Here is a 13,010-nt window from a genome sequence, read left to right as displayed (position 1 = left end):
TTGCAACTTTTTCCGATCGGATTCAGGAAACGATCCGGCGCTCCGTGAGACCATGGCATGGGCAGTGACGGCGAGGAGCAAATCGGATGGAGCAGCGGCAGCCAGACGACGACTTGATGGGCAAATCGGACTCCGAACCCTGGTCCGCCCCACAGGCGCGGCTCAAGGGCAAGGTGGTCCTCAAGGGGGATGCCGGCTACGACGAGGCGCGCAAGGTCTGGAATGGTGCCATCGACAAGAAGCCGGCCGTGATCGCCTACTGCGCGGATGCGCAGGATGTGGTCGAGGCCGTGTCGTTCGCGAGATCCCGCACGTTCCCGGTGGCCGTTCGCAGTGGTGGCCACAATGTCGCTGGCCTCTCGGTCTGTGACGACGGCATGGTCATCGACCTGTCGCGGATGAAGCGCATCGAGGTCGATCCGGTCCGTCGCACCGCGCGCGCAGAGGCAGGCCTCGATCTCGGCGAGTTCGATCGTGCCACGCAGGCGCACGGTCTGGCGACCACCTTGGGAGTCAACAGCGATACCGGCATCGCCGGGCTCACGCTCGGCGGCGGCTTCGGCAAGCTCGGGCGAAAATACGGACTGACCTGCGACAACCTGATTGCCGCCGAAGTGGTGACGGCCGATGGAAAGATCCTGAGGGCCAGCGCGACCGAACACCCCGACCTGTTCTGGGGCCTTCGAGGCGGCGGCGGTAACTTTGGCATCGTGACTGCGTTCGAATACCGACTCCATTCCATCGGTACCTCATTGCTCGTTGCGTCGGCGCTTCATCCTTTCGATCAGGCGCGCGAGGCCATGCGGTTCTACGATGAATTCGCCCGCAACGCTGCCGACGAGGTCAACGTCGATGCTGCCCTCGTGACGCTTCCGTCGGGAGATCGATACTTCAGCATCTCCGGCTGCTATGTCGGCTCGCATCATGACGGCGAGCAAGCGCTTTCACCGATCATCAAGTTCGGCTCGCCCGTCGAGACCCGCCTCGCAAGCGTTCCCTATCTCGAGATTCAGTCGGGCGGCGATGCCCTGTTTCCGCGGGGACGCCGCTACTACTGGAAGGCGCAGTTCCTGCGCGAGATCCGTGCGGGTGCGATCTACGCGCTGCTCGACGCCTATGCGAGGGCGCCGAACACGTCGTCGCTATTGGTCTTCCAGCACGTCGGCGGCGCAATTGCGCGCGTTCCGGCATCCGACTCGCCCTACGCAAACCGCGATGCAGCGTTCGACTGCTTCCCGGTCGCGATCTGGGATGATCCGGCCGACGACGACGCGAACATGCATTGGGCGCGCGAACTGTGGAGCGCGGTCAGGCCCTATTCGACCGGCGGCGTCTACGCGAACAATCTCGGCGAGGAGGGCGAGGATCGTGTTCGCGACGCCTATGGCGAGAACTATCCGCGCTTGGCCGCGCTCAAGACCAAGTATGATCCGACCAATTTCTTCCGCCTGAACCAGAATATCAAGCCGACGGCGTAGTTCATGGCATCGGGGAGAAGCCAAATGCGAAGCCCGCTGGCCATCCTTGCTGCTCTGTCCGTCGCGCGTGCTCACGGCGGCAGATGCGCCCGATCGGGGTGCATTGCCGCAGCAAGTTGAGAGGGGTTGCGGGGAGCAGACCGGGACCTGCCGGCAGCGGGTATGCGCCGCCGACCGCCTGCGCCTCAGGAGCCCGTGGGGCTCCGGATCGCCGTGCCGGAATCGATCGCCCGCGACTGCAAACGACGGTCGGCGGGACGCGCGACGAGAAGATAAAGGCCCAAAGCGAGGAGCGACGACGCAGCCATGACCGCCGTCATCGACAGCGCGGTCCGTCCGTCGAAACGCGCCGCCACCAGTCCGCTCGATACGGCACCTGCGATCAGTTGAACGCTCCCGGCAGCCGCGCTGACGGCGCCGGCGATGTCGGGGAGGTGCTGCATCGTCGCGCTCATCACGTTCGGCACGCTCAGTCCGAAGCCGAGCGCCACCGCCATCAGCAGCACGACGACGAGCGCCGTGGGCATCCAGCCGGCCGATGTCATCGCGAGCAGGGCGACGCTGGCCGCCGACGACAGCGTCAGCCCGGTCGCGAGCATGTGGCTGGAGGATATCCCGCGCCGGCCGAGCTGGCCGTCGACGAAGGCGCCGGCCATCACGGACGCCGAGCAGGCACTGAAGATCAGTCCGTATTGCGCGGGCGAGAGCCCGACGGCGCCGACGAAGAACAGCGATGCGCCCGTGACGTAGGCAAACACCGTCGCGCCGCCCGCGGCGCCGACCAGGATGAAAGGCAACGAAACCGGATGCGTCAGCACTCGGCGGTAGCTGTCGGTCACGGCGGACGGGATCAGGCGTGCGGAAGGTGCGATCGTCGCGGTCTCGGCGAAGCGAAACATCACCACCACCAGCAGCATCGCGCCGATCGCGGTCTGGGCCGCATAGATCGATCGCCAGCCGGCCGCCGCCAGCAGGGCGGCGCCGGCCGTCGGCGCGATGACGGTCGCGACGTTGACCGCGACCATGACGTTGGCGATCTTGCCGCGTGCGGCGTCGCCGTCGAACAGATCGCGGATGATGGCGAAAGTCGTGGCCGTCGCCGCAGCGCCGATTCCCTGGAAGAAGCGGCACACGAGCAGAAGCGGCAGCGAGGTGGCAAGCGCACAACTGATGCTGGCGGCGATGAACAGCGCGAGGCCGAATGCCAGGACCGGCTTGCGGCCGAGGCGGTCGGAGACCGGTCCGTAGATCAGCGGCGCCGTGGCGAGGCTGAGCATGAAGGCGCTCATCGTCAAGCCGACGTCCGAGGCGCTCGCGCCCAGCGTGGCCCCGGTGGCTGCCAGTGCCGGCAGGTTGATATCGATGCCGGAATACGGCACGGCCGCGAGAGCGCCGAGCAGCACCGTGAATGCGAAGGAGTGCGGTTCGATCCGCATGGACGACTATCCGAAGGCGTGTGGCGAAGTTTCACGAGGCGCTGGAGCGCGGTCGCGCCGCGCTCCATCATTCCATCAGGCGGCGGCGATCAGGCGCGCCGGCCGGCACGCCGCCCCTGGCTCGCCGCAACTGCGCGCAGGCGTGAGACCTCGGTCTCGTCGGTCACGAGTTCGCCGATGATCCGGACAATCTCCGCCCGCGTATCGATCTCGGCGAATTCGTCCGCGATCTGCGTCGCGCGCAGCTGATAGCGCGGCTGATCGAGCACCGCTCGCACCGCATTGCGTATGGCTTCCGGCGTCGGCTCGTTGGTTTCGAGGTCGATGCCGACGCCGGACCATGCGACCCTCGCGTTGACGTCGGCCTTGTCCTCGGTCAATCCCGCGGTGACCAGCGGAATGCCGAAGCTCATGGCCTGGTTGACGCTGCCATAGCCGCCATTGGTGACGAGCACGTCGACGTTCGGCAGCAGCCATTCGAACGGCAGATAGCTGGCGATGCGTGCGTTCGAGGGGACCTTGCCGGGAATGGCGTCCACCGGGCGGCCGCCTGCGGTCGCGATCACCAGGATGTCGGGCTCGTCGGCAAGCGCTGCCAGCGTCGGGGCGACCAGCAGGTTGAAATTGTGGTTGGCCACCGTTCCCTGCGTCACCAGAACGATCTTGCGTGTACCGTCGAGCTCCTCGGCCCATGCCGGCGGCGGCACCTGGTTGGCAATGATCGGAGGCGTGCCGACGAAATGCACCGAAGACGGCATCTCGCGGGGAAATTCGAAGCTCGGCACGGACAATTGCAGATAGGCATCCGCGAGCGCGACCACCGAATGGAACAGCGGCATCGATATCGGCCCGACGCCTAGGGACTTGAGGGCCCGGTTCAGGCGCAGCGACACCGGCTGATCGACCGCCGCATCGAACTCCCGGGCCTTGGCGGCATATTGATCGCGCTGCTCGATGGTCTTTGCCGGCGGCAGGCCGAGGAAATTCGGCGCGCCGTCCTCGCGCGCCCAATGCAGGAACGAGGTCCCGCAGAGCGCGATCGGCGGCCGCTGCGAGCGCGGTCCGAGCAGCATCGGCAGCACGCCGAACAGCATGTCGTCGCCGACGATGATGTCGGCCGGAAACTGCCGCAGCGCCTGCAGCAGTCCCCGGTGTTGCGCCGGAATGGCGTCGACGAAGATGCGCTCCAACGCCACGCGGAACCACTCGAGCCCCGGTGGGATGGATTTCAGTTCCGGGACCAGCGAGAAGACGTCGTTCGGATCGAGGTCCGCGCCCTCCGGCAGGGGAAAGAATTTGACGCCGCTGGCCTCGACGCGGGCACGAAAGGCGGTGCCCGTCATGAAGGCAACTTCGTGGCCCTCGGCGACCAGGATCTGCGTGATCGCCAGCATCGGATTGAGATGACCCGTCGCAGGCGTCGAAGCGATAAGAATCTTCATGGGAGATGACCTCTTGATGATCGATGCTCGGTCGCCAACAGGGCGGCCGCTCGATTGAGCAGAGGCAGTTGAGGGGATCGTCGTTACACCAAGGCTTCCGATGACCGCCAAATGGTTACGCCGGAAACGCAACGTGGCGCTGCCGGGGCCGGCCGTACGGGCGGCGATGATGTCCGCGCCCGAGAATTACATTTGTAACGCGAGCGCCGGGCGATGAAACGGGACGGTAACGGCACGCTCGTAAGCCGCCGGTGCGCCGGTGGGCGGGCCGCAGATATTGAGCGGCTGTTTCAGCCGCAGGCGATGATTGACGACAGGCATATTTGCGCAGGCTTCGACCCCGCGCAGAATTCGTTGAGGAAGGCCATGCAGAATATCGTCGCCCTGGCTGCGATCGTTACTCTGATCGCGCTTCTGGTCTGGTCCGGCGCGTGCGCCCTGCGGGCCAGGCATCCTCTCGTGAAATGGTGCGGCCTGCTTCTGGCGGCAATGCCGGCCATTGCGCTGTCCGGCGTGAGCGCGCTGATGGCCGCCGGCATCGTCAAGCAGCATTCGCGCTCCGCGCCGGTCCCCGATCTCGAGGTCGAGGCCACGCCGGAGCGGATTGCGCGTGGCAGGGCGGTCGCCGACAGCTTCTGCGCCGGATGTCACTCGAGCAGCGGCGTGCTCTCGGGTGGCGGCGACGTCGGCAGGGATCTCCCGCTTCCCATCGGCTCCTTCGTGCCCGCGAATTTGACTCCCGCCGGAGCCTTGAAGCACTGGTCCGACGGCGAGATCTTTCGCGCCATTCGCAATGGCGTCGACGCGCGCGGACGATGGCTCGCGATCATGTCCTTCACGAATGCCGGTCGTCTCAGTGACGAGGACACCAAGGCCGTGATCGCCTATATCCGCAGCTTGCCCGCCACCGGCGAGCAGACGCCGGAGCCTCCGGATCGCTTCAGCCTGCTGGGCCTTGCGATGCTGGGCGCGGGACTGTTGCCGGACGCCAAGCCGGTGTTCACCGGTGTGATCATCGCGCCGCCGAAGGGGCCGACAGCCCGTTACGGCAGGTACTTGCTGTCCTATCAGGACTGCCGCGAATGTCACGGCAAGGATCTCGCAGGCGGCGTGCCCGGACAGTTGCCGCCGCTCGGGCCCGACCTCGGTGTCGTCAAGGAGTGGAGCCAGGCGCAGTTCATCGCCACCATGCGTACGGGCTTCGATCCGAGCGGACATCGGCTCGGCGAGCAAATGCCGTGGCGGCCGATCGGGCGGATGGACGACGACGAGCTCGCTGCGATCTACCAGTATCTTCTGGGTCTGCCTCGTTCCTGATGCATCCCCGCGAATGATCCGTGCGGCCGCCCCCGCCCGGCCGCACGTTCGCGACTTAGGTGCACGCTGAACACACGAGCGCATGGCGCGCCGCTGCGCCTCGGGAAAATGCAAGCGGTCACATCGCCGCCAGCGACGCGGCCCGTCGTCATCGCCGAACAGTCCCTTCGTCGCCGGCGAACAATCAAGCAGGCGGGGACACTGGAATCGCTTAAAAGTAGCATTAGCTAGGATCACAATGCTTCACGTCTGCGATATCCAACGCACTTGGCCGCAGAAATACCGGGTTACAGCGTCATCAACGCGTTACGGACGCCGTCGCGCACAGCGAGGTTTTGGCAGTCCCCTGTACTATTCGAGTGATTGCAAATCTTAGGACGCTACCTGTTGGTGACGGCAGATTTTGAGAGAGAAGTATGCTTGCAGATGTTGGCCACATCGTCGTCGTCGACGACGATCCCACCTTGCGACAGATGGTGATCAGATATCTGGAGGAGCACAATGTCCCGACCAGGGCGGCGTCCAGCAGGTCTGAACTGAACCACTATCTCGAAGCCAGTCAGCCCAGCCTGATCATTCTCGACCTTCGCCTTGGTCAGGAGGACGGTCTCGACCTGCTGCGGGAAATCCGTTCGCATTCCGACGTGCCCGTCATCATCACGACCGGTCATCGCCCGGATGAGATCGATCGCATCGTCGGCCTCGAGCTCGGCGCCGACGACTACATCATCAAGCCGTTCTCCTTGCGGGAATTGCTGGCGCGTGTCCGGGCGGTGTTGCGGCGACAGGAGATGGGCCGAGCCGCGCGCGCCCGCGATCCCGAGCGCGGAGGCTATCGCTTCGGCGGATGGAAGCTGGAACGCCGCGGCCGCAAGCTCATCGATCCCAGCGAAACGCCGGTCCCGCTCAGCAAGGGGGAGTATGCCCTGTTGCTGGCCTTCCTCGAGGCGCCGCAACGCCCGCTGACCCGCGAGCATCTGCTTCAGGCGACCCGTATCCATGAGGACATCTTCGATCGCAGCATCGACGTTCAGGTGCTGCGGCTGCGGCGCAAGCTGGAGGCCGATCCGAGTGCGCCGCGCGTCATCCAGACCGAGCGCGGCGTCGGCTATGTCTTCGCGGTTCCCGTAGAACCGTTCTAGAGCATGATCCACACCCGGAGGATCGCACTGGCGCAAAGCGTGCAGCGGCTTCCCGAAAAGGTCATGCTCAAACAGAAACGCGGCCGCGGGATTGCAACTGTAACCCCTTTGTCGATGACGGTGATTTCGCTGTAACGCCCGGCCTGCACATTGCCTCCCACCAACAGTGTGTGGGAGATTTACGATGAAGACGCATTCTCGCAATGTGATCCGTTCCGTTCGACCGGATGACGCAGAGCCCGATGGGGCGCGGGTCGCCTGGTCCGATGGCCGCGGCGTTGTCGGTCTCGCCCGCACCGCGAGGCTGGATCAAGCGGAGACTGGTTCGGACCTCTCGCTGCAAGCTGCGGCGCCGGACCGGGAGGTCAGCTTGATCCGGTCGGTGGTCTTTGCCTTCATGGAAGGGTTTGCTCTCTATGGCGCCGCATTGCATCCGTCCGCGGCCATGCCGGTTCATGCGATCCTGGCGGCGCGGCGGGATTGGGAGCCGTACCCGGACGCGGGCGAGCCGGCGAAGCCGATGCAGAACGGCGATGGCCGCGGAACCCTGAGCACCGAAAACATCGTCAAACTCGATCGCCTCCTGCCGCGCGACATGCAGCCGGAGCGGCGCTGGAGCTGGCTGCGCTCAGCCGGTGAAACGCTGACGCTTCTGCTGTCGCATGTGCGCCGGGAGCGCGAGATCAGGAGGGCCGTTGCGGCCTTGGCGGAACTCGACGACCGGACACTGCGCGATCTCGGAATCCGCAGCCGTTCGGAGATCGAGTGGACGGTGAGGTACTGTCATGATTGCTGACGTGATCTACCTTGCCATCGCCGGGCTGGACGTGTGCCACGCTGCGTGCCGTTCGATGATCTCGGGCGACCTCAGGGGCGACATGTTCGGCCTCTGTGCTCTCGTCTGGTGGTGGCCGCGTTCACGACATCATCGCGCTTCGATCAAAAGCCCTTGAGCGGCCGCCGTCGCTTCCACTTCCACCCCATATCACTGACAGTGCAACTATTGACTGGATTTCGCGGAGCCGGGCCAGGCGCCGGCTATCGGGGCGGAGTAATCGCCATCTGCGCGGTGTTGCTGTGCTGCGTGGAGGTGACGCCCGCGCCGTCGCAGTCGCCGCCGGCACCGGTGCCGGCACTGGACCGCGGGGAGCCGATCACGCCGATTCCGCCGGCTCCCACCGTCGATCCGCTGAAGGCGGCACTTGGCGAGAGCCTGTTTGGCGATCGCCGGCTCTCGCATGACAATTCCCGCACCTGCCAATATTGCCACGATGTCGCGACCAGCGGTGCGAGCCAGAGGCGGCACGATGTCGATCTCGACGGGGTGGAGCTCGCGCTCAACACGCCCACCGTCTTCAATTCGACGCTCAGCTTTCGCTTCAGCTGGGAAGGAAAATTCCGCACCGTCGAGGCTGACATCAAGGCATCGCTGGAAAGCCCGCACACGATGGGCAGCAGCGCGGCGGAGATCTCCGCAAAGCTCGATGCCGATCCCGACATGCGCGATCGTTTCGTCGCGGTCTATGGCCGGCGCCCGGACGGCGGCGACGTCGTCGATGCGCTCGCAAGCTATCAGCGCACGCTGCTCACGCCCGGCAGCAGGTTCGATCGCTGGCTGGAGGGCGACGACGCAGCCCTGTCGGCCGAGGAGCTGGACGGCTACCGCCTGTTCAAATCGCTGGGCTGCTCGGCCTGCCACCAGGGCGTCAACGTCGGCGGCAATCTGTTCGAGCGGCACGGCATATTCCACCCGCTGGCGTCGCCCGAGCCGAAGATCCTGCGCGTGCCCAGCCTGCGCAACGTCGCGACGACGGCCCCCTATTTTCATGACGGCAGCGCGCCGACGCTGGAGGACGCGGTTCGCAAGATGGCGTTGGCGCAGTTGAATGCGACGCTGACGGACCGGCAGGCCTGGGCGCTCGTCGCCTTCCTCAACAGCTTGACCGGGACCTATCGCGGCACGCCCGTCGGGGGCTCGCCATGAAATCAGCTCCCGCCGTGGTCAGTGTCGCGTTCGTGCTCGCGCTTCTCACCTGGCTCTTGTTGAACGGGCTGAACGTCAATTCGGCGCGTTACGACAGCCAGCTTGAGGCGCTCGGGGATTTCACCAGGTTCGAGCGCGGGATGACCAGGGAAGTCCTCACCGCGCGCGCCGGCTTGTCGCGCAATTATGACGCGCTGGTGCAGATGGTGAATGCCTATGACGATGCCCTGACGCGGCTGCGCGACACGGCGGGCCTCGACGTCGAGCAGGCGAGGGCCATCGACGTCCTGTCGGCGCGGGCCGACCGGCAGGAGAGCCTGATCGAGCGGTTCAAGAGCAGGAATGCGTTGCTGCAGAACTCCTTTGCCTATTTCGGCCTGTTCAGCGACAAGCTGGCCGAGTCGGACTCCCGGCCGCTGGTGACGGCCGCCTCCGCGCTGGCGGCCGGCATGCTGCGCCTGACGCTCGACACCTCGGATGCCGCTGCGCGCCAGGTCGAGGACCGCCTGGAGGAGCTGGCGCAACTGCAGGCGCCGGCGGCGGAGAAGGATTCGGTCCGAGCCCTGCTGACCCACGGACAGATGCTGCATGACCTGCTGCCCGATATCGACACCATCCTGAAGGCGCTGGTCGCCGATTCCAACAACCGCGAGCAGGATGCCATGCTGGCGGTCATCCTGAAACGACAGCACGCGGCGCGCGCCTCGGCGCGCAAGACGCGTTTGCTGCAATACATCACCTCCCTGCTGCTGCTCTCCGGCATCATCTATTTCGGAATGCTGCTTCGTAAACGGGCCATGGCGCTGCGCCGCCGCGCCGCGTTCGAGCACGTGATCGCCAACATCTCGATGCTGTTCATCAATTCGAACAGCGAGCGGATCGCCGCGGATGTCGAGATGGCGCTTCACGAGCTTGCTGGATGCATCGGCGCGGACCGCGCCTATTTCGCCTGCGTTGCCGGCACGACGGTACATACCTATCGCTGGTCGCGCGAAGGCGTCGAATTCGAGCAGGGTTGGCCGGAGCGGGCGCTGGACTTCGCGCAGCGATTTGACGGCCGCGAGGACGGCATCGTCTATATTCCCCAGGTGAGTTGTCCGCACCCAAACGACACCATGAGCCTGCTCGCCGAAGCCGGCGTCAGCGGCTGGCTCTGCATCATGGCGGCCTCCGGAAGCCGCGACGGGATTCTCGGCTTCGATGCCGTGCATGGAGACGCGCTCACCTACTGGTCCGAGGTTTCGCTGTTTCGCATGGCCTTCGATGCGATTGGCAATGCGATCAGGCGGGCCCGGCTCGAGGGCGAGAAGGAGCGTCTCCAGGCGAGCCTGCAGCAGGCGCGCCGCATGGAGACCATCGGAACCTTTGCCAGCGGCATCGCCCACAACTTCAACAACATCGTCGGTGCAATTCTCGGCTACGCCGAAATGGCCGACGCGCGGATCCCGTCGGGAAGCCGGCCCGCCGCGAGCCTCGCCGAGATCCGCCGGGCCGGTGAGCGGGCGCGCGAGCTGGTCGAGCAGATTCTCAGCTTCGGCCGCCGCGGCGAGGGCCGGCGGGAGCGCGTGTGCGTCAAGACCCTGATCGACGAAACCAGGTCGCTGCTCGCCGCGTCACTGCCTTCGCATGTCAGGCTCGAGGTGAGCGAAACGGCCGAAGCTTCCGTCGTGACCGGGGAGCCGGCCCAGTTGCAGCAGGTCATCCTGAATCTGTGCAACAACGCCGCGCAGGCGATGAAGGAGCCCGGCCGCATCGAGCTCCGTATCAAGACGTGCGATCTCGCAAGGACGCTGCCGGTCGGGCGCAGCGAGGTCGGCCCTGGCCGTTTCATCGTCATTTCGGTCACCGATCCCGGTCCCGGCATGGACGAGGCGACGCTGGAGCGGATCTTCGAGCCGTTCTTCACCACCCGGTCGGAGGGCAACGGCCTTGGGCTCGCGACGGTGCGCGAGATCGTCGAGCAACATGGTGGCGCCGTCGCGGTGCGGAGTCGGCCGGACGCCGGCACGCGCTTCGACGTCTGGCTGCCATCGGGCGAGCCCGACGAGCCGCAGCTGCCTTCACACGGCTCCGATCCGGCGCTCCTTGGCGCCGGCGAAACCGTGCTCGTGATCGACACCGATCGCCGCCGCCTGTTGCGCTATGAGGAGATCCTCGCGGCGCTCGGCTACGAACCCGTCGGCTTCACCAGGCTGGCGGAAGCCATCGCCGCCTGCCGGGCCGCGCACGCCCGCTTCGACGCGGCGCTGGTGTGTCATCTGCCCGGAGGCTCCTCGCTCGATGTCGCGGCGGCGTTGCATGATGCCACACCGGATCTGCCGATCATCCTGGCGGCGCCCTCGACGCGCGACCTGGCGATGCCCTCGCTCGAGACGTCGGGCATCACCGAGCTCGTTCATCATCCGCTGGTGTCGGCGGAGCTCGCCGGCGTGCTGGCGCGGAGCCTCGCCTCGTCCGCGACGGGCGGCAGATCGAGGCGAATAGCCGGAGTTTCCTGAAGCAGGGTCCGCAGGCTGTTTCAGCCGTAACGCGATGGCATCGCGGACGACATGGCCGGGTAGCCGGCATCTCCTATCCAGGCAAGGCGCGGCTTCGCAATGTCACCGCGATAGGAGAAGAATGATGTCGATCAGACTTGGTGTGACCATCGTCGCAGCTACGGTGTTGCTCTGGCCGGTTTCGAGCCTCCGGGCGGGAGAAGGCGCGCGCGCCGGCGCCCGTTCGATGATCGTCCCGCCCGGCAGTCTCGCCCCGACAAGGTTCGCGGACCTGTTCCGGCAAGCTCCCGTCGGACACCGACAGCCGCGGCCCAGCGACATGTTCGCGCCTGTGCAGACCTCGCCCGTCGACGCCGAGCTGCGACGTCTCGACGAGGAGATCAACCGCAAGCTGATCATCTGTCGCGGCTGCTGATCATGCCGGAGGGCGGCGGGCACCCGGCCCGCCGTCTTCGCGTGCTAGGACGTGTATAGGTCGCGATGGGCCAAGAAGCGAGCTTCACTGCTTCGTCATCGGCCAAAAGCGGCATCGAGAAACTTGAACGTGGGAAGCATCTGCGTGGCCATGAAGGCTGGATCCTCATGACCGGCGCCCGGCAAAATCGTGAGGGTGGATTTCGCCCCTTTCTTCAGCAGTTCGTCGTTGAGCTGGATCGCTTCGACTACCCGAACGCTGGTGTCGGCATCGCCATTGGCGATCAAGATTGGCGGGATGATTTTTGCTGCTAAAATGTAGCGGGCGATACTCAGGTCGCGGACCTCAATCGCTCCGTACCAGATGACGGCGGCCTGGACCGCGCCGGCGTTGTCTGAGCTACCAACGGCAGGATCGTCGAAGACCGTTGGCTCGTGCCCCGTGACAGCTAGCATCGCGGCAATGAAGCCTCCGGCAGAATTACCCCAGACGGCGAATTTTTCGGGATCAAGTCCATACTTGTCTGCGTTGGCACGGAGAAAGCGCACGGCAGCCTTACCGTCTTGAACCGCAGGAAGGGCGAAGTCGACGAACGAATCGCCGGGGCGACGAACGAGGCGATAATTGAGACTCACGACCGCATAGCCTTTGCGGGTCAGCGCGGTGACATCTGGGACCTGGATTTGATAAGGTCCGTCTGGCCCTACCGGTTTGGGTGCAGGGCCGAAATTGCGCCGGGGCATGGAGTGCTTGTCACCGACACGGAATCCACCGCCGTGAATCCAAATCACTAATGGTGCCGGCCCGTTTTTCACTACAGGTAGATAGAGATCGAGCTTCTGTGATGGCGACTGGGTCGCATAGGGAAGATCGGAAAAGGTTGGTTCTATGGGCTGGGAATACTGATATCCGGTCAAGCCGGGCGAGGTCTCCTCGCCAAAGGCCAGACTCTCGGAAAAAGCCAGGACCAATATCGTCGCTACAAACGTGCCCAATCGGACATCCATGAATTGTCCTCCAATCCGGCGATGAAAGCCATTTTTTGCGATCTTGTACGATGCGCTGATTGAGTTCAATAGCACTCTCGGTTCAACGCTGTGGCGTTGAAGTTGCGCATCAGCAATGGGGGCATTTTCGATAGTGTCAGCGGAGATTGTTGGATTGGCTGATGTCCGCTTCTGTCCGCCGGCTATGGTTGGCCGCGCGTTATGAGTCCACGCCCTAGCACTACTTTGGCAGATTGTTAGATTTGGCGTTCAAATCAGGATTCCCGAATCGATTTTTCAATGATTCATGGG

At 65.0% G+C, this 13,010-nt stretch carries 10 protein-coding genes; 7 read left to right on the top strand and 3 right to left on the bottom strand.

All coding sequences use genetic code 11. From position 1 onward, the window contains the following. The first annotated feature begins 86 nt into the window (after positions 1 to 86). Positions 87 to 1,478 carry an FAD-binding oxidoreductase gene (locus XH79_RS13140; protein ID WP_271581949.1) on the top strand — a complete coding sequence of 464 codons (1,392 nt, stop codon included), beginning with the start codon at positions 87 to 89 and terminating at the stop codon, positions 1,476 to 1,478. A gap of 185 nt (positions 1,479 to 1,663) precedes the next feature. Here XH79_RS13140 and XH79_RS13135 read toward each other — a convergent pair whose 3' ends face one another. Together XH79_RS13135 and XH79_RS13130 are read right to left on the bottom strand one after the other, a co-directional pair. Beyond that, complete coding sequence (locus tag XH79_RS13135; protein ID WP_271581948.1) at positions 1,664 to 2,914, bottom strand: MFS transporter; 1,251 nt, start codon at positions 2,912 to 2,914, stop codon at positions 1,664 to 1,666. An 89-nt stretch (positions 2,915 to 3,003) separates the two neighbouring features. Beyond that, entirely contained in the window at positions 3,004 to 4,356 is a 1,353-nt protein-coding gene (locus XH79_RS13130) for a glycosyltransferase (protein ID WP_271581947.1), read from the bottom strand. Positions 4,357 to 4,722: 366 nt separating this feature from the next. Between XH79_RS13130 and XH79_RS13125 the strand changes: the two genes are divergently transcribed. The 6 genes from XH79_RS13125 (at position 4,723) to XH79_RS13100 (ending at position 11,712) form a co-directional block, all read left to right on the top strand. Next, positions 4,723 to 5,673 carry a c-type cytochrome gene (locus XH79_RS13125; RefSeq protein WP_245003845.1) on the top strand — a complete coding sequence of 317 codons (951 nt, stop codon included), beginning with the start codon at positions 4,723 to 4,725 and terminating at the stop codon, positions 5,671 to 5,673. 416 nt (positions 5,674 to 6,089) lie between these two features. After that, a complete protein-coding gene (locus XH79_RS13120; protein ID WP_212343385.1) occupies positions 6,090 to 6,815 on the top strand; it encodes a response regulator in 726 nt (241 codons plus the stop codon). Positions 6,816 to 6,999: 184 nt separating this feature from the next. Next, on the top strand, positions 7,000 to 7,611 hold the full coding sequence (locus XH79_RS13115) for a DUF1127 domain-containing protein (RefSeq protein WP_271581946.1): 612 nt from the start codon (positions 7,000 to 7,002) through the stop codon (positions 7,609 to 7,611). A 288-nt stretch (positions 7,612 to 7,899) separates the two neighbouring features. Next, the gene (locus XH79_RS13110) at positions 7,900 to 8,799 is read left to right on the top strand and encodes a cytochrome-c peroxidase (RefSeq protein WP_271581945.1); all 900 of its coding nucleotides are present in this window, start codon (positions 7,900 to 7,902) and stop codon (positions 8,797 to 8,799) included. Then, positions 8,796 to 11,297, top strand: coding sequence for a two-component system VirA-like sensor kinase (locus XH79_RS13105; protein WP_271581944.1), 2,502 nt, complete (start codon positions 8,796 to 8,798; stop codon positions 11,295 to 11,297). The genes XH79_RS13110 and XH79_RS13105 overlap by 4 nt, the downstream gene beginning before the upstream one ends. A 124-nt stretch (positions 11,298 to 11,421) precedes the next feature. Further along, positions 11,422 to 11,712 (top strand): hypothetical protein, encoded by a 291-nt coding sequence (locus XH79_RS13100; protein ID WP_212343388.1) that lies wholly within the window; start codon positions 11,422 to 11,424, stop codon positions 11,710 to 11,712. A 95-nt stretch (positions 11,713 to 11,807) separates the two neighbouring features. On the opposite strand, the gene XH79_RS13095 is transcribed toward XH79_RS13100, so the two are convergent. Continuing rightward, positions 11,808 to 12,719, bottom strand: coding sequence for an alpha/beta hydrolase (locus XH79_RS13095; RefSeq protein WP_271581943.1), 912 nt, complete (start codon positions 12,717 to 12,719; stop codon positions 11,808 to 11,810). Positions 12,720 to 13,010: the final 291 nt, after the last annotated feature.

Origin of the sequence: Bradyrhizobium sp. CCBAU 45389 (genome assembly GCF_028128625.1) — a bacterium.
GTDB lineage: Bacteria > Pseudomonadota > Alphaproteobacteria > Rhizobiales > Xanthobacteraceae > Bradyrhizobium > Bradyrhizobium liaoningense_B.
Note: the sequence above shows the minus strand (reverse complement) of the source record. Positions and strands in the feature narration are given on the sequence as shown.